The following is an 18164-nucleotide window of genomic DNA, read 5'->3' as shown; positions in this document are numbered from 1 at the left end:
GAGTTATTATTTTAATAAGTTTTTGCTCAGTACAAACCAGTAAGTTTTGTTGGACGTATACCCAGCAGAAACCTTATTTTTATCTCTCACTCAAGATAGCAGCGGTACCGACTAATATAGAGGATGTCGCTTTTCTTGAATGTACTTAGTATTCCGTCAACTGTAAAATGGCGGGTTGCTCCCCCTAAAACCTGTTACCATACCATCAACACCTATGGACTATCGTCTGTCGAATATAGACTAGGGACGAAACACTAGAATTACTTCTCAAACTTTATGGTGCCGATGGCTGCTGAGTATTTGCGGTTTAAACTATCCTGTAAAATAATCATGGCTTCTTCGTTTTGAATAATGGTTTTATTAATCGGAGCCGAAGCAAAAAGATAAAAATAATCCGTGGGCATTTTCACGAGGAATTCCGAAGACACCACCCGGTTTGTTTTGTCGATGGTACTTTTATGCAGATAAAGTTGGTCTTTTGCTTTACGGTTGGCAAACCCCGCATTTTTAACTTTGGTGGTATCCGCTAAACTCACTACGCTACCAATAGCCGCATAAGGTATCTGGTCCGGATTATCATTTCCTCCACTGTAAAACAGAATTTTTTGCGGCGGCTGCTCCGTTAACATAGCGGCGTATTGCTTAAACTTTTTATTCGTAAACCGTTGCAGACTTTTTTTATGCGGCAAAGGATTTTTGCTTTCCGGCAACATAATCGATAAAGGTAATTCCTCATTCTTATATTGGTTACTGGTTAAAAATTGTGGCGTGCAACCAAAAAATAGTAAGCTAAAAAGAGCGGCGGTAACAGGTAGCTTCATAGTTTTAATTTGCGTTTAGGTATAGTTCGTTAAAGTTCGCTAACAAGATTTACTTTTTTTAAACCTGTTGGTGTGAATAATAAGTTTTCTTCAGAATGTTAATTTGGCTATACGCAACCAAAGCAAAACGGTAAGCAAAAGTTTACAAGAAGGCACTAATAGTAAACATGCATCAACTATAAAAATCTATTTTAGGCCCATCGGGCTTTATTTCCTACAAAGTTAAAACAGGATGGAGCAGGATAGTTTCCGATAGCAAATCATCTACTTTTCATTGCTAAGCTGATTTAGTAATTTACTTTTGAACTTGATTCAAGTAAGCTTCCATTTTAAAAATAAGTTTATACTATTTATTAAAGTTACAACAGGCTAAGGACTGGGGTGGAAAAATAGGGCAGGCTGAACAAAGTTGGTTTACCGAGAGCAGGTTTAACGAATGTTCTATTATTTTAAATTTACTTACAACATAATTTTATAACTCTTTAATCAACATTTCTTATAACGCGCTCCCACATGCAGGTTATTCTCGGACTCCTCTATCATTTTATCGGTGGTTTTGCTTCAGGTAGTTTCTATATTCCTTTTAGTAAAGTAAAAAAATGGGCCTGGGAAAGTTATTGGTTAGTGGGGGGCGTTTTTTCCTGGTTAATTGTGCCGCCGCTCGGGGCCGCGCTTACTGCTCCCGGTTATTTTATAACCTTAGCCAATACCGAGAGTTCTACTTTGTTCTACACCTACCTAATGGGCTTATTGTGGGGTATTGGCGGTTTAACCTTTGGTTTAACCATGCGTTATTTGGGGCTGTCGTTAGGGATGGCGATTGTACTGGGTTTTTGCGCGGCTTTCGGTACGCTTATTCCGCCCATTTTTTACGAATTTTTTGGAAGGTCCGGTAACGCGAAAACCATAACCGAGTTATTGAGCACTACTTCCGGACTAGTCATTTTTGCGGGCGTTTTATTGTGTTTAGCGGGAATTGCTATTTGCGGCAAAGCCGGTACTTTAAAAGAAAAAGAGCTATCCGCCGAACAAAAAACTGCCAATATTAAAGAATTTAACTTTCCGAAAGGATTGATTGTGGCCATTTTTTCGGGAGTGCTAAGTGCTTTTATGTCGTTTGGTTACGAAACCGGCAAACCGATTGCCGAGGCTACCGTGGCCCGCGGCATCGACCCGCTTTGGCAAAACAATCCCACTTTAGTCGTAATTTTATTAGGAGGTTTAACTACTAATTTTATCTGGTGTTTGTACTTAAATATCCGGAATAAAACAGGAGGCGATTATATAAATTCCGGTACTCCCTTGGCTCGTAATTATTTGTTTTCGGCCATTGCGGGCACTACCTGGTATTTACAATTCTTTTTTTACGGCATGGGCGAAAGCTTATTCTCGGCCAACGGTCTGGGTTTTTCTAGCTGGACTTTGCACATGGCTTTTATTATCATCGTGAGCAATGTTTGGGGCATTTACTTTAACGAATGGAAAGGCGCCAGTCCCCGAACCATGCGGGTAATTATTTTAGGAATAGTAACCGTAATTGCCTCCACCATGGTTGTAGGATACGGCAATTACCTTGCTTCGTAGTCCGTTGATTTTAAGATTTTATAAAACCTAATATATTTATAAAATTTTAAACTAATTAGCTGGTTTTTCCGGATAGTACAGGATGGCTATGTTACTAGCTCTGGTTAAATTCACCTATTCCTTGTTCCAGTGGCTTGTTTATTTAAATTTTTGAAACAAATTGCTTCCAACAAGGTACTTTTTACTTCTAATATTATTTACGTAATACTTACCAAGTAACCCATCTTTTGCATTCACACTAAAAACACCTATGAATATGGATAATGCGGCCGCAACTACCACTTTTAAATACGTAAGTTATCTTTGGGACGAGCAAGAAGCAAGCGCTTTAAAGAACGACGAGGTAGCTTTATTAATTTATCGGTCTAATTTACTAGGGGCTGACCTCCGTTTAACTAATTACGCCGGGGGCAATACCAGTTGCAAGGTGTATCAACCGGACCCCTTAACCGGGCAAGATGTAGAAGTAATGTGGGTAAAAGGTTCCGGCGGTGACCTGGGAACCTTAAAGAAAAGCGGTTTAGCCGCTTTGTACGTCGATAAACTGCACAGCCTGAAAAACCGGTACCGGGGTTTGGCCCATGAAGACGAAATGGTGGCGCTGTTTAACCACTGTATTTACGATTTAGATTCGAAAGCTCCTTCCATTGATACTCCTTTACACGCTTTTCTACCGTTTAAACACATCGACCACTTGCACCCGGATGCTATTATTGCCATCGCGGCGGCCAAAGAGGGAGAGCAAATCACGAAAGAATTATTCGGCGGCAAAATAGCCTGGGTGCCTTGGCAACGGCCCGGTTTTGATTTAGGACTGCAAATGGAAAAAGCGGTACAAGACAATCCCGGCATTACGGGTATTATTCTGGGCAGTCACGGTTTATTTACCTGGGGCGATACCGCTTACGAAAGCTATATGAATACCCTGGAAACTATTGAAAAAGCATCGGAATTCTTGCAGCAAAATTACGGTAAAAAACGGGCAATTTTTGGCGGCGCCAAACTTACCCCTTTACCCGCTGAAGAAAGATTAAATAAAGCTAGTGAAATAATACCGGTATTGCGGGGCTTGTGTTCGAGCCAAAACCGCATGATTGGGCATTTTACCGACGATGAGCGCGTACTGGAATATATCAACAGCAACGATTTAGCAACTTTAGCGCCTTTAGGAACCAGTTGCCCGGACCATTTTCTACGCACCAAAATCCGGCCTTTAGTACTTAATCTATCGCCGGATGCCGACATTTCCGAACCGGAAAAGCTAAAAGCACAATTAACCGAACAGTTTGAAGCGTATCGCGCCGATTACACGGCTTATTACGAAAGAAGTAAACACCCCAACAGCCCCGCCGTGCGCGATGCCAACCCGGTAATTATAATCTACCCAGGAGTAGGTATGTTTTCTTTCGCTAAAGATAAACAAACCGCCCGGGTAGCCAGCGAGTTCTACATCAATGCTATTAATGTCATGCGCGGCGCCGAAGCCATTTCGGAATACCGGGGTTTACCGGAGCAGGAAGCCTTTGATATTGAATACTGGCTTTTAGAAGAAGCAAAATTACAGCGTATGCCCAAAGAAAAACCCTTATCGCGCAAGGTTGCCTTAATTACGGGTGGTAGCGGTGGTATTGGAAAAGCCATTGCTGATAAGCTGGCGCAAGAAGGCGCGTGTGTGGTAATGGTGGATATGCGGGAAAATGATTTGCAGGAAGCCCATACCGAATTTAAGAAAAAGTTTGGCCGTGATACGGCGGCAACCTCCGTGGTAGATGTTACCAGTTCCCAAGCGATTAGTAATGCTTTCCGGACCGCTAATTTAAATTTCGGAGGAGTAGATATTGTGGTGAATTGCGCAGGTTTATCCATCTCCAAACCTATTTTGGAAACCACCGAGACCGATTACGATATTTTACAGGATGTACTGGTAAAAGGTCAGTTCTTAGTATCCCAGCAGGGTATTCGCATTATGCGCAAGCAGCAATTGGGCGGCGACATTGTAAATATTGTGAGTAAAAACGCCTTGGTTTCCGGACCCAACAATGTGGCCTACGGTACCGCCAAAGCCGCTCAATTACACATGTCGCGGTTAATGGCAGCCGAGTTAGGTCCGGATAAAATACGGGTGAACGTGGTAAACCCGGATGCGGTAATCCGGGGCAGTAAAATCTGGGAAAGCGGTTGGGCCGAAGGCCGCGCGAAGGCTTACGGTATTACCGTTGCTGAATTGCCGGCTTATTACGCCAAACGTACCGTGCTGAACGAAGAACTACTGGCCGAAGACATGGCGAATGCGGTATTTTTATACGTGGGGGGCTTGCTGAATAAAAGTACCGGTAACGTGCTGAACGTGGATGGGGGTGTTCCGGCCGCTTTCGTACGGTAGTTTCTGAAACTTACTCTTAGGTAAAACAATATTTTATGCCGCGAGGCTTCGGCCTCGTGTCTACTAGCGGGTAGGCCTCTGGCCGGGCGAGCCGATTTACTTTCCTATAAGCCATTGCAGTTAAGTACCTACCGGCCAGAGGCGGGAAGATACGCATCACGATCGTGGACGCTCGCGATAGAACATTCTGCTATTTATCCCTTCTTTATCAAATGCTTAACAAAAGAAAATGATTTTAGATAAATCTCTGATTCAGCAATATAACGAGCAGCTAGCGGCTACTCAGCAAAAGAAATTTAACTTTCTGAAGGCTACTTTGCAAGATGAGGGGCACGATGTAACCGCCCTGCTGGAGCAATTAGCGGCTTTTCAGATTGCCATACCAAGTTGGGCTTTGGGTACCGGCGGCACGCGCTTTGGCCGGTTTTCGGGTGGTGGCGAACCGCGTAGCTTAGAAGAGAAAATGGAAGATGTAGGTTTATTGCACGCTCTTAATCAATCGAGTGGAGCCATTTCGTTGCACATTCCCTGGGATATTCCCCAGAATGCAACGGCTATAAAACAACTAGCCGCTTCTTTTGAATTACAGTTTGATGCGGTAAATTCGAATACCTTCCAGGACCAAAACGATCAGAATTATTCTTATAAGTTTGGTTCTTTGTCGCACACCGATAAGCAGGTTCGCGACCAAGCCATTGCGCATAACGTAGAAGTAATTAAACACGGAATTGATTTAGGTTCTAAAGCTTTAACCATTTGGTTATCGGATGGTACCGATTTTCCGGGCCAGCAAAATTTCCGTCGTTCCTTTCAGCGTACCTTAGATTCTTTTCAGCAGATTTATGATGCTTTACCCGAAGATTGGAAAGTATTTATTGAGTACAAACCTTACGAACCGCATTTTTATTCTACCGTGGTAGCTGATTGGGGCACTTCCCTCCTATTCTGCCAAAAATTGGGCGAAAAAGCGCTGGGTTTAGTGGATTTGGGTCACCATTTACCGAATACCAACATTGAGCAGATTGTTTCGAGATTTTTAATGGAAGGCAAACTGGGCGGATTCCACTTTAACGATTCCAAGTACGGCGACGATGATTTGACCGTAGGCGCCATGCAGCCGTTTCAGCTATTTTTAATTTTTAACGAATTAGTCGAAGGAATGGCCAGCCAGGAAGTGCAAAATCCGGCCTTAAGTTGGATGATAGATGCGAGCCATAACGTGAAAGATCCTTTAGAAGATTTACTGCAATCCATAGAAGCCATTAAAATAGCCTTAGCTCAGGCCCTTATTGTTGACCGCAAAAAATTAGAAAACGCTCAAGAACAAAACGATACCACTACAGCCCAGGAAATTTTACAGCACGCATTCCGGACCGATGTGCGGCCTTTGTTGGCGCAAGCCCGGCTGGAAAGTGGAGCCGCCATTGATCCTCTTGCTTTTTACCGGCAAAACAAAATCCGGCAAGAGTTGATTAATCAAAGAGGAGTAAAAACTTATTCTACCGGGCTGTAGATTTACCAAGTACCATTTACCACTTATAACTCTTAACTCATAACTCTCAACTAAAAAGCAATGGTGCCTTGTGTAGCAATTTTTGATATTGGTAAAACGAACAAGAAATGCGTTCTTTTTGATTCTTCCTATCAAATTGTACACGAAATTGAAACCCGCTTTCCGGAGATTTTAGACGATGATGGTGAACCGGCCGAGGATTTGACCTCTTTGATTAATTGGCTCAAAATTACCTGGCAAAACCTCGAAGCCGATACGCGTTTTAACATTGTCGGGCTTAATTTTACTACCTACGGAGCCAGTTTCGTGCACCTAAACGCGCAAAATAAACCGGCTACGCCGTTATATTCTTACTTAAAGCCGTACCCAGAAGACTTGCACGAGCAATTTCACCAACAATATGGTTCGGTGCTGGCTTTTGCCGCCCAAACTGCTTCACCGCCCTTAGGTATGCTGAATTCGGGGTTGCAATTGTATTGGCTTAAATATAAAAAGCCGGAATTATTTAAACAGATCCAAACCTCCTTGCACTTACCCCAGTTTTGTGCTTCTTTGTTTACGGGTCATAAAGTATCGGAATACACCAGTATAGGTTGCCACACCGGTTTATGGGATTTTACGAGTAACCATTACCACCGCTGGGTATACCAGGAAGATATTATTCGCTTATTGCCCCAAATTACCGAACACCAGACCACTTTCGATGTTCGTTTTCGGGAAAAAAGAATTCCGGCCGGTATTGGATTACACGACAGTTCCGCCGCTTTAATTCCGTATTTAAAAAAATATACCGAACCTTTTTTGCTGCTTTCTACGGGTACCTGGGGAATTACCTTAAACCCCTTTGCGCAGGAGCCATTAACGGAAGAAATGTTGCAGCAGGATTGCCTGAACTATTTTACTTACGATGGAAAACCCGTCCGGGCTTCCCGGGTATTTATCGGCAACGAACACGAAGTTCAAACCAAGAAACTAGCTTCCTATTTTAACAAACCGGATGATTATTACAAGACCGTTGTTTATAATCCTAAATTGGTTCGGCCAACGATAGCGGAAGTTAACCAAAGCCCTTCCAATCCTACTTCCACGCAAGTTAATCCTCAACTGGGCATTGCCTTAGATTGCAGTTTGTATACGTCCTACGAGGAAGCGTACCATGCTTTACTGGTAAACATTACGGAACCTCAAATTAAAGCCATTCACCTGGCCGGTGAATACAGATTAAATACTTTTAAAAATTTGCTGGTAGACGGTGGTTTTTGTAAAAACAAAGTATTCATGCGTTTACTACAAAAGGCTTTTCCTAACTTACAACTAATAGTTTCGGAGAATTCTCAAGGTACGGCGCTGGGTGCCGCCATGATACTGAATATCTGGTAACTACGAATTATACGAAAAAGCAGATCGTCAGTGAAACCTGTAATTTTTACTTAAACTATAAATGCTGGTATTTGGTAAAAGAAGTGCATCGCCTTCTTCCTTGTTTTACCTTAATATTAGTAGGTAGATGAAATATTTGGCTATCCTGCTCCGTCCTGCAAAAGTTACTTATACCAATTTCAACTCGTTTGATTTTACTTTTCTCAATAATCCGTTCTTTTATACAACTCTTGCCTGCTACAGCACAGTAAATTTTTGACTTTAACGTTTTTTTTAGTAAAAAAACCAATTTTGAATTATTTACCTCCCACCCGCAGGTTTCTATAACCTGCAATACTTGCCTGCTTTCTCTTAGGAGCACGCACCACTTAAGTAAAGTTTGAGAATTTACTTTAGGGTTAATTGTTAATCCGCTTCTTCGGATTAAATAAAATCGAAAAATTATCCAGTTCTATTTAAAATTCAGAAACAAACGTTTGGCATTTAGCTGGTAGCTTAACCGATTAAGTAAATTTTATGAAATTTTTAAAATATAAACTTACCTGCCCGGATAGTGCAGGATAGTCTGCTATTTTTTTGCCGGTAAATTTAAAATAATAAAAAGAATGAACGCAGTACGCTTCCCCGGAACCAGTGATTAAGAATGAAAGCTCCTCCACCGAGCTGGTATTCAAACTTGGAATGGACTTTTAAATCTCATATTTCTAACATTCAAACTTATGAAGCACAGATTACTTAAAATGATGCAGTATGCCTGTCTGCTGCCGTTGATTTTCCTTTCCTGGAGCCACGCCAATGCCCAGGGTTTAACTATTACGGGTAAAGTATCCGGCGATAAAGGCGAAGGTTTACCGGGGGTAACTATTCTGGTAAAAGGCACCACGAATGGTACTGCTACGGATGGCACGGGCGCTTTTTCGTTAAATGCCCCCAATGGCACCGGTACTTTGGTAGTTTCTTTTATCGGCTACACCACCCAGGAAGTTGCCATTAATAACCGCGCGTCCATTAACGTAACTTTGGTACCCGATACCAAAGCCTTAGACGAAGTGGTAGTAGTAGGCTACGGCAGCCAGCTTAAAAAAGAAGTAACCGGCGCCGTACAAACCGTTACGGCCAAAGAAATTAAGGACATTCCCGTTTCCCAAGTAACCCAAAAACTACAAGGCCGGTTAGCCGGCGTGCAAATTACCCAAGCTACCGGTAAACCGGGTCAGGGTATTTCGGTTCGTATCCGGGGGCAATTATCCGTATTAGGCGGCAGCGATCCCTTGTACGTGGTGGATGGTTTCCCGATTACCGGTAGTATCAGCACCCTAAACCCCGACGAAATCGAAGATATTTCTATTCTAAAAGATGCGGCTTCTACTTCTTTATACGGTTCACGGGCCGCCAATGGGGTAGTATTAATCACCACCAAAAGAGGAAAAAGCGGGCAAACTAACGTAAGCTTTAGTTCTTTCGTGGGCATCCAGAAAGTACCAGAAAGGGGCCGGATTGAAATGTTGAACGCCGAAGAATTTGCGCAATTCAAAAAAGAATATTACGAAGATGCCGGTCAACCGGTACCGGAAGCTTTTCAGAACCCCGCGCAGTACCGGGGTAAAAACAACGATTGGTACGACGCTTTGCTGCGTACCGCCCCTATGCAAAGCTATAACTTAACCATTACCTCCAACAAAGAAAAAGTAAATACCGCCGTAGTAGCCGGGGTTTTCAATCAGCAAGGAGTCGTTTTGAATAACGAATACAAAAGATATTCGCTACGGTTAAATACTACGTACGATGCATCCGATAAATTCCGGCTTGGTTTTAACCTAGCTCCTTCTTATATATTTGATAATACCCCGCGTACCGATGGCGACCGGGGAACCGGTATTTTATTCAATGCCTTGCATACCTGGCCGGTTATGCCTATTTACGATGAAAATGGCGAGTTAACCAAGTTTAACCGCTTCCCGGCCAATACGGGTAATATTTTCGATTATCCGAACTGGGTGCGTTCCGCGAAAGAGTTGGTGAACGAAAATAAAAGCGTAAACATTCTTGGTAATACCTTCCTGGAATTCCGGCCGATTAAAGATTTAGTACTCAAAACAACCTTTAACGCCGAACTGTATAATAACAAATTCTTTTTCTTTAATCCTTCTACCGCTACCAGCGCTATAAATACTCCTATCCCTACCACAGCGGTATCTATCCGGAACAACACCCAGGTTTTCACCTGGCTGAACGAAAATTTGGCTACCTACAGCAAGAGTTTCAACGATCATCATTTTGAGCTCTTAGGCGGTTATACGAACCAACGTTTTCAATTTGATGGCAGTCGCATTCAAGCCGATACCTATGCCGACGACCGCCTACCCACTATCCAGGGTGGTTTAAATATCAACCGCGGCCAAACCAGCAGCGATGTACAGGAATGGAGCTTAACCTCCTTATTATCCCGGTTAACTTATAATTACAAAGGCAAGTATTTATTTACCGCTGCGGTGCGGAGCGATGGTTCTTCCCGCTTTGGCTCGGCAAATCGCTGGGGTACTTTCCCCTCCGCTTCCGTGGGCTGGGTAGTATCCGACGAAGAATTCATGCGGAGTATTCCTAAAATTTCTTTTGCTAAAGTTAGAGCCAGCTTTGGGGTAACCGGTAACAATAATATTGGTAATTATACTCCTTACGCTCTCATTAACAACACGGTTAATGCCGCTTTTGGTAATAATGTGGCGCCTGGTTCAGCAGTTGTTTCCCTCGCTAACCCTAATTTAAGCTGGGAAACTACCAAGCAATTTGATGCCGGTTTGGATTTAGGTTTATTCAACGACCGCATTACCTTCATGTACGATTTCTATAAAAAGAAAACGACCAACTTGTTATACAACGTACAAATAGCGCAGGAATCTGGTTTTACCAACTTTAACGATAACATTGGCCAAGTAGACTTTTGGGGTCATGAATTTGCGGTAAATACCCGTAATACCGAAGGTAAATTAATTTGGACTACTAATGCCAACATTTCCTTCAACCGCAATAAAGTAATTTCTTTAGCCGAAGGTATTGACCGCGTTTACGGCACTTTCCACATTACCAAAGTAGGGGAGCCCTTCGGTCAATTCTATGGTTTGATTAAGGAAGGACTTTACATGAATGAAGAAGACCTGAATAATTCACCCCAGGTTCCCGGCCGCTCTACCGTAGGGAGTATTAAATTAAAAGATATCAATGGCGATGGTATTATTACCAACGGCGGCGATAACGATGACCGGACCATTATCGGTAATCCCTTCCCGGACTTTATTTACGGTATTACTAATAACTTAAGCTACGGCAAGTTCGACTTCTCCATTGTGGGTTCTGGTTCTTACGGAAATCAATTGTTAATGCGCCACTTATACAGTACCGCTAACCTGGATGGGGTATTTAACATGGTGAGTGGCGTAAAAGACCGCTTCCGTTCGCCCGAAAATCCCGGTAAAGGCATGTTTGGTACTACCGTTGGCGGGGGTAATGTTACCGGTATTGAAAGAGATTGGATGAGCACCCATTTTATTGCCGATGCTTCTTACTTTACCATTAAAAACATTACCCTGGGTTACACCCTCGGCGAAGTTAAAAATGTATTCCGTTCGGCCCGGATTTACGCTGCAATACAACAAGCTTATGTATTTACCAAATACAAAGGCGGTCCTAATCCGGAAACCAGCGCTCAAGGCGATGGAAACGGCAACGGCGGTAATTTAAGTCAGGGTATCGACCTTTCTAATTACCCGGTTCCGCGCACCTATACCTTGGGTATTAACGTCAATTTCTAAGCCGTTCCGGAAAGCTTAAATGGTCCAATTTTAAAATTCTTAATTGATAAATAGAATGAAAAAAACAATCCTATTCACCTTCCTGGTAGGTTCGATGCTTAGCAGCTGCAAGGATGATTTTTTAACCATTGTGCCGGAAACGCAATTAAGTTCGGCAACTTTCTTCACCAAAGAGGCTGATTTTCAACAGGCGGTTAACGCAGCTTACGTTCCGTTGCGCACTATTTTTAACGACCGGGCCTGGCTCTTGGGAGAAATGCATTCGGATAACACCTATTATGCTCGTAACCCGCTTTTTGGCGCCACGGAGCAACAGGAAGATATTGCCGATTTTGCTATACCAACGGCAAATGGAGTTACTTCCAATACGCACGTTTTGAACCAGTATCGCCAGGATTATTTAATTATTGCCCGGACCAATCAAGTTTTGTCTACGATTGATAAGGTAGATTTTGCGGCCGAATCGAAGAATAATTTAAAAGGTCAGGCCCTATTTTTAAGAGCTTTTGCCTATTTTGAATTGGTGCGCTATTTTGGCAAAGTGCCTTTGCATTTAACGCCGGTTACCAACCGGGAAGAAGCGGCTTTGCCTCTGTCTTCGGAGGAAGAATTATACACTCAGATTGTAAAAGATCTCACCGAGGCCATTCCGATGCTGCCCGCAAAATCCAAACAAGAAGCTGGCCGGGTTACCTCCGGAGCCGCCCGGACTTTATTAGCGAATGTATACATTAATCAAAAGAAATGGGCCGAAGCCGAAACGCTGTTACGGGAAGTAGTTACCAGCAACGAGTACGCGTTAATTCCCAATTACGCCGATGTGTTCTCTACCTCCACCAGTAACAAGAATAATAAGGAGTCGGTTTTTGAAGTGCAATTCCTGGAAGGATCGGCCGGGTTAAACGGTAATTTTATTTACCAATTTATGCCGCGCCCCATGGCCGCTACCGAAGTAGTAACGATTATGGGCACTTCTAATCCGCAACCCTTGGATGCCGAAGGCAACAACATTCCTACTCCGGATATTATTGCGGCCTATGAAACCGGTGATATTCGTAAAGATGCTTCTATTGGCTACATTACGTTAAGTGGTAGCGCCCGCAGTAACAAGGTATATCCGTATATTAAAAAATTTGCTAAACCGCACGCGCTGCATAACAATACCGGTACCAACTGGCCCGTGTATCGTTACTCCGAAGTTTTACTATTCTTAGCCGAAGCTTTAAACGAACAAGGAAAAACCGGGGATGCCGCTACTTTTCTGAACCAGGTCCGCAGCCGGGCAGGTTTAGGCGAAGCTCAGGGCGACTTGCGCGAAGCTATTTACCAGGAACGTCGCGTAGAATTAGCCTTTGAAAATAAACGCTGGTTCGACTTGGTACGGACCGGTCGGGCCATAGATGTCATTACGGCGTATGGCCAACGGGTTAAAGCTAATCCGGTAGCTTATTATTATCCGGAAGGCAGTCAGCCTCGTAGCCACGCTTTTAGCAATATTACTTTAACCTATGCTTTACCGGCCGATGAAGCGGCTTTAAGCCCTTATTTTTAAAATTTGCCAGCAGCGCTGGCTTCCACAAAGAACCGGTGCTGCTTTGTTTCATGCTGCTGATAGCTTAGAATGAAACTATGATATAGAAACAGGTTGGCGAGGCTTCGGCCTCGTAGCTATTAGCTAAGAGTACATTTTTACTTTTTGAAAGAATGAAATCTAAAAAATAAAAATTTAGCAAATACTACTAAGTTTTGCTGAATGAGTAATTAAGGAAACTATCTAAAATTCAAAATATCTGTTTTAAAAATTAACTTTTATTGACGTTCCAGTGGGTTTTTAGATCTGTTAAGTAGTTAATTCGTTTTTATTTAATCATTTTTCTTTCTAGTTTTTAAGCCTATTTGTAAAAAGAACAACTTGATACCACAACCTTGGCAAGATAAAATTTCTCACCCAACTCAACTGGGTGGCATTGAAACCGCCGTGTTGGACAATGGTCCCGGTAAAGGAACCCGGATTGCCTGGATCAATACCGGCACCGGTCTCCGGTATAAAGTAGTGCTGGACCGGGCCATGGATATTGCCGATGCCTTTTACAACCAACATAGCCTGGCTTGGATCAGTCACGGTGGTATTACGGCCCCGGAACCTTTTTCGAACCATGGCCTGGAATGGCTACGAACTTTCGGCGGCGGTTTAATTACCACTTGTGGCTTATCGCACGTGGGTGGACCCGAGCAAGATGCTACCGGCGAACGCGGCTTACACGGCCAAATCAGTAATATCCCGGCTGAAATAGAATCTATTATTCAACCCGATCCATTTACCGGCCAAATGGAAATGAGTATTACCGGTCGCATGAAACAAACCCAGGTATTGGGGCCGAGCTTAGAATTGAAACGAAACCTATCCAGCACTCTTGGTCGAGCAAGCATCCGGATAAAAGATGAAGTTATCAACCGGGGCAATACGCCCGCGCCGCACATGCTGCTCTACCACTGTAATTTTGGCTGGCCTTTAGTAGACGAAGGCACCGATATAATCTGGAATGGTGAGTGGCAATCGCCGGGTGAGGTAACGAGTACCAAAATATTCAGAGAAGGAAATAATTTCCGGAAGTGCTCCCCGCCTTTAGACACCCACGCGGGTAGCGGCGAAGAAGTAGCCTTTATTCAGGTTACGCCGGATGCCGCTGGATGGTGTACTACCGGTTTACATAATGCCCGTTTAAATTTAGCGGTTGCTTTACGATTTCAAAAAGCGCAGCTTCCCTGGTTTACTAACTGGCAACACTGGGGAAAAAACGAATACGTTACCGGCCTCGAACCGGGCACCCATCCTCCTATCGGACAAGCCAAAGCTCGGGAACAGCAACAACTCCTATTTATCAACCCCGGCGAAAGCCGGCATTACGAGCTGGAGATAGAAGTATTTACCAGCCCCGACAGCATTCTAAAATTTTTACAAAATAATATCTCAGCGGATTAACCTACCCAATTTTTTATGGAAACTAAGGAAAAATTAAGTTTAGCGGCAAAAGCATTAGAACAAGGTAAAGGTATATTACGGTTAGCCCCCACCTGGGTGCCTCGTTCTTTTTGCGTACCCGGCCGCAGAATTAAGTTGCACCCCGATGATTATTATGTGCTCGGCGGCGAACGGGGAGGAATTGATGAAAGGTGGTTATCCTCTACTACCCCGGCTAAAAACGGTCCGCTTACCGGCGAAAACGAGGGCCTTAGCGCCGTTGTGTTTAATGATGGTGCCAAGGACCAGCAAATTCTGTTGAAAGACGCGATTAGCGAATTAAAAGGAGAAATAATTGGCGAGCGTCTGTGGAACGAGTACCAGGCCTGGCCCATGTATTCCAAGTTTTTTGATAATATGGGACCCTTGCCCCACCACATTCATCACAGCGATGAGTACGCGGCTATGGTGGGCCAGTTAGGGAAACCAGAAGCCTATTATTTCCCGCCGCAACTCAACAACCACGGCGGCGATTTTCCTTATACCTTCTTCGGTATTGCCCCGGGTACTACCAAAGAACAAATTAAAGAATGCCTGGAAAACTTTACCAAAGGCGATAATAAAATAACGAACTACTCTTCGGCTTACCGCTTAGAGCCAGGTACGGGTTGGGATGTGCCGCCCGGAATATTACACGCCCCCGGCAGTTTATGTACGTATGAGCCCCAAAAAGCTTCTGATATTTTTGCCATGTACCAATCTCTGGTAAATGAAGCCATTATACCGGAGGAGTTACTTTGGAATGGTACTCCCGAAGACCGTAAAGGTGATTATGATTTGTTAGTGGAGGTGATTGATTGGGAAGCCAACGTGGATCCTAATTTTATGCAGAATCATTTTATGCGGCCTAAACCGGTAAGGGATTTAGCCGAGATGCAGGCCGAAGGCTACGTTGAAAACTGGATTTGCTACAAAAACGAAGCGTATAGCGCGAAAGAATTAACCGTACTGCCGGGTCAAACCGTTACCATTAAGGACAGCGCCGCTTACGGGTTAATTGTCATGCAGGGCCACGGCAAAATGGGCGTATGGGATATTGAAACTCCCGCTTTAATTCGTTACGGGCAATTAACCAACGACGAATTTTTTGTCAGCGAAAAAGCTGCCTCCGAAGGTATTACCATCAGTAATCCATCTACCTCCGACCCTATTGTAATGCTAAAACATTTCGGACCGGGAAATCCGGATTTGGTACTGTAACACAATTTTAAGTAATACCCTCTTACCATTTAAGCACTTAGACGAAATTAGTTTAAAGTACAAGTTATTTTTTCCATTTTAGAAATTTATTAGTCGCTTAATAAACAACTAATAACCAATAACAAACAACTACTTAATATAAATTAGCTACTAAATTTAATTGCTATGCCTGAAAATAATTATCCTAAAATCCATAATGCCACCTGGCCGGGCATTGTGGGAAAAGGTCCCGATTCGGAGCCAGTAATTCCTTTCGACACCATGCTCCAAATGACCGCCGCCGCTGAAATGGATGGTATTAAATTCGACGGAGTGGACCTTGGTTTGTTTAACCCGCACATTAATTTGGAAGGCAGTCTGGAAGATATTCGGCGGGCAGCCGAAGAGGTAGCCGATAAAGTTGCGGCATATAATTTAAATGTAGGTAGCTTGGTCGCTCCAATCTGGGGTGGTCCGGCCATGGGCAGCGCGGCAGAACGGGCCACTTTCGTGGATATGGTTCGTCGGTCCTGCGAGTTTGGTAAAGTTTTGCGGGAGCGCGGCGTTCGGCCTTACGGCGTTATCCGCATCGACTCTGCCAGTTCGCCGGAATCCTGGGAACAAGACCCGGTCAACAATTCGAAACTGATTGCCCAAACTTTCCAGGAAGCTTGCGATGTAGCGGCCGAATACGGTGAACGTTTAGCCGCGGAAGGCGAAATATGCTGGGGTGGGATGCATAGCTGGCGCACGATGGTACAAACCTTAGAAGCCGTTAATCGCCCTAACATGGGTTTTCAGGCGGATATGGCGCACACCTTACTTTACCTTTTAGGCTACAATCACCCGGAAGACCGTATTTTACCGGAAAATTACGACTGGAGCGACCGTTCCGTCTTAACCGAAGGCTTAAAAACTATCACCAATGCCTTGCGGCCCTGGACCATCGACTTCCACGTAGCGCAAAACGACAGCACCGTATTTGGCTCCGGTTCTCATGACAAAACCGGCCGGCATTGTTTGGCTACCGATCCTAACGGCAAACTCGACATCGTTCAAGATGCCGGTTTCTGGTTGCGCGACGAAAATGGGGAATTAACTAAAGCGGTGCAACATATCTGCTGGGATGGGTGCATGTTCCCGAACGATGTCATGATGAACCAGCAAACCTGGAACGACATTCTGGCTACCATGATTAAAGTGCGGCAAGCCCACGGGTGGCACGAACCGGTACAAGTAAACGAAGAATCCTTAATCGGTTAAACCTTTATGAGCAATAAAAAAGAACTAAGAATTGGATTAATTGGCGGTGGTTTTATGGGACGCACGCACACGAACGGCTATAAACGCGTGAGCGACTTTTTCCCGGAATTAACGCACCGGCCCGTTTTAAAGGCTGTGTGTACCCGCAACGAAGCCAAAGTAAAAGCCTTTGCCGAGCAATGGGGTTATGAATCGTACGAAACAGATTGGCGCCAGGTAATTGCCCGCGACGATATTGATGCTGTAGATATTTGTACGCCTAACGATACCCACGCTGAAATTGCCATTGCGGCGGCTAAAGCCGGTAAAATGGTACTTTGCGAAAAACCTTTGGCTCGTACTCTGGCCGAATCGCAAGAAATGGTAGATGCCATTGAAAAAGCTGGCGTACCAAATACGGTTTGGTACAATTACCGCCGTTTACCGGCCGTAACCCTGGCTAAAAATATTATTGATTCAGGTAAACTAGGCCGTATATTTCATTACCGGGCAAATTTTTTGCAGGATTGGACCATTAGTGCCGATGTTCCCCAAGGAGGAGCCGGTACCTGGCGGCTGGATGTAGAAGCAGCTGGTTCCGGCGTAACCGGCGATTTGCTGGCGCATTGCATTGATACGGCCTTATGGCTGAATGGAGGCATTACCGATGTATCGGCGGTTACGGAAACGTTTGTTAAAGAACGAACCCATGCTCTTACCGGTCAGAAACAACAAGTAGGTATTGATGATGCTTGTATTTTCCATTGTCATTTCGAAAACGGTTCTCTGGGTTTGTTTGAATCAACCCGCTATGCCCGCGGTCATAAGGCCTTGTATACCTTTGAAATCAACGGCGAGCATGCCTCCATCCGCTGGGATTTGCACGATTTAAACCGGCTGGAGTATTTTGATCACCGCGATGAATCGATTGTGCGGGGCTGGCGTTCTATTCACGTTACCGATGGGGACCAACCGTACATGGATAAATGGTGGGTGCCTGGCTTATCTATTGGGTACGAGCATTCCTTTATTCATCAGGTAGCTGACTTTTTGAAAGCCCTGGAGACTGGCGAACCTTGCTCCCCTACCTTCCAGGAAGCCTTGGAAACCCAAAAAGTTTGCGAAGCCGTACTTGAATCGGCAGCAACCCGTAGCTGGAAAAGTACCGGAATCGGCGAATTGGTTAAGTAAGTTAAATTAAGTTTTTTAGGGTGGTCAGAGTACAGTTTAC

The 18164-nt window shown here is 44.2% G+C and carries 11 protein-coding genes; 10 read left to right on the top strand and 1 reads right to left on the bottom strand.

Features of this window, described 5'->3' with window-relative positions:
- Nucleotides 1–260: 260 nt before the first annotated feature.
- The gene (locus AHMF7605_RS04625) at nucleotides 261–821 is read right to left on the bottom strand and encodes a hypothetical protein (protein ID WP_106926899.1); all 561 of its coding nucleotides are present in this window, start codon (nucleotides 819–821) and stop codon (nucleotides 261–263) included.
- Between the two features lie 513 nt (nucleotides 822–1334).
- Between AHMF7605_RS04625 and rhaT the strand changes: the two genes are divergently transcribed.
- The 10 genes from rhaT (at nucleotide 1335) to AHMF7605_RS04570 (ending at nucleotide 18124) form a co-directional block, all read left to right on the top strand.
- Nucleotides 1335–2405, top strand: coding sequence for an L-rhamnose/proton symporter RhaT (rhaT, locus tag AHMF7605_RS04620; protein ID WP_106926897.1), 1071 nt, complete (start codon nucleotides 1335–1337; stop codon nucleotides 2403–2405).
- A gap of 250 nt (nucleotides 2406–2655) precedes the next feature.
- On the top strand, nucleotides 2656–4788 hold the full coding sequence (locus AHMF7605_RS04615; protein ID WP_233218942.1) for a bifunctional aldolase/short-chain dehydrogenase: 2133 nt from the start codon (nucleotides 2656–2658) through the stop codon (nucleotides 4786–4788).
- A 229-nt stretch (nucleotides 4789–5017) separates the two neighbouring features.
- Nucleotides 5018–6301 (top strand): TIM barrel protein, encoded by a 1284-nt coding sequence (locus AHMF7605_RS04610; protein WP_106926895.1) that lies wholly within the window; start codon nucleotides 5018–5020, stop codon nucleotides 6299–6301.
- Between the two features lie 60 nt (nucleotides 6302–6361).
- A complete protein-coding gene (locus AHMF7605_RS04605) occupies nucleotides 6362–7681 on the top strand; it encodes an FGGY-family carbohydrate kinase (RefSeq protein ID WP_106926893.1) in 1320 nt (439 codons plus the stop codon).
- A 719-nt stretch (nucleotides 7682–8400) separates the two neighbouring features.
- Nucleotides 8401–11490: a SusC/RagA family TonB-linked outer membrane protein gene (locus tag AHMF7605_RS04595; protein ID WP_106926890.1), complete on the top strand. Its 3090-nt coding sequence runs from the start codon at nucleotides 8401–8403 to the stop codon at nucleotides 11488–11490.
- Nucleotides 11491–11545: 55 nt separating this feature from the next.
- Entirely contained in the window at nucleotides 11546–13042 is a 1497-nt protein-coding gene (locus AHMF7605_RS04590) for a RagB/SusD family nutrient uptake outer membrane protein (protein WP_106926888.1), read from the top strand.
- A gap of 360 nt (nucleotides 13043–13402) precedes the next feature.
- On the top strand, nucleotides 13403–14473 hold the full coding sequence (locus AHMF7605_RS04585) for an aldose 1-epimerase family protein (protein ID WP_106926886.1): 1071 nt from the start codon (nucleotides 13403–13405) through the stop codon (nucleotides 14471–14473).
- A 15-nt stretch (nucleotides 14474–14488) separates the two neighbouring features.
- On the top strand, nucleotides 14489–15712 hold the full coding sequence (locus AHMF7605_RS04580; RefSeq protein ID WP_106926884.1) for a class I mannose-6-phosphate isomerase: 1224 nt from the start codon (nucleotides 14489–14491) through the stop codon (nucleotides 15710–15712).
- Between the two features lie 165 nt (nucleotides 15713–15877).
- Nucleotides 15878–16954 carry a sugar phosphate isomerase/epimerase family protein gene (locus AHMF7605_RS04575; protein ID WP_106926882.1) on the top strand — a complete coding sequence of 359 codons (1077 nt, stop codon included), beginning with the start codon at nucleotides 15878–15880 and terminating at the stop codon, nucleotides 16952–16954.
- Nucleotides 16955–16960: 6 nt separating this feature from the next.
- Nucleotides 16961–18124, top strand: coding sequence for a Gfo/Idh/MocA family protein (locus AHMF7605_RS04570; protein ID WP_106926880.1), 1164 nt, complete (start codon nucleotides 16961–16963; stop codon nucleotides 18122–18124).
- The last annotated feature ends 40 nt before the right edge of the window (nucleotides 18125–18164 follow it).

The organism is Adhaeribacter arboris (assembly GCF_003023845.1).
GTDB lineage: Bacteria > Bacteroidota > Bacteroidia > Cytophagales > Hymenobacteraceae > Adhaeribacter > Adhaeribacter arboris.
The sequence above is the reverse complement of the archived record's forward strand: the minus strand, read 5'-3'. Positions and strand labels throughout refer to the sequence as shown.

What these genes read in the sequence shown, in the direction of transcription:
- AHMF7605_RS04625 (WP_106926899.1), bottom strand. Translation starts at nt 821, where the DNA reads ATGAAGCTACCTGTTACCGCCGCTCTTTTTAGCTTACTATTTTTTGGT.
- rhaT (WP_106926897.1), top strand. Translation starts at nt 1,335, where the DNA reads ATGCAGGTTATTCTCGGACTCCTCTATCATTTTATCGGTGGTTTTGCT.
- AHMF7605_RS04615 (WP_233218942.1), top strand. Translation starts at nt 2,656, where the DNA reads ATGAATATGGATAATGCGGCCGCAACTACCACTTTTAAATACGTAAGT.
- AHMF7605_RS04610 (WP_106926895.1), top strand. Translation starts at nt 5,018, where the DNA reads ATGATTTTAGATAAATCTCTGATTCAGCAATATAACGAGCAGCTAGCG.
- AHMF7605_RS04605 (WP_106926893.1), top strand. Translation starts at nt 6,362, where the DNA reads ATGGTGCCTTGTGTAGCAATTTTTGATATTGGTAAAACGAACAAGAAA.
- AHMF7605_RS04595 (WP_106926890.1), top strand. Translation starts at nt 8,401, where the DNA reads ATGAAGCACAGATTACTTAAAATGATGCAGTATGCCTGTCTGCTGCCG.
- AHMF7605_RS04590 (WP_106926888.1), top strand. Translation starts at nt 11,546, where the DNA reads ATGAAAAAAACAATCCTATTCACCTTCCTGGTAGGTTCGATGCTTAGC.
- AHMF7605_RS04580 (WP_106926884.1), top strand. Translation starts at nt 14,489, where the DNA reads ATGGAAACTAAGGAAAAATTAAGTTTAGCGGCAAAAGCATTAGAACAA.
- AHMF7605_RS04575 (WP_106926882.1), top strand. Translation starts at nt 15,878, where the DNA reads ATGCCTGAAAATAATTATCCTAAAATCCATAATGCCACCTGGCCGGGC.
- AHMF7605_RS04570 (WP_106926880.1), top strand. Translation starts at nt 16,961, where the DNA reads ATGAGCAATAAAAAAGAACTAAGAATTGGATTAATTGGCGGTGGTTTT.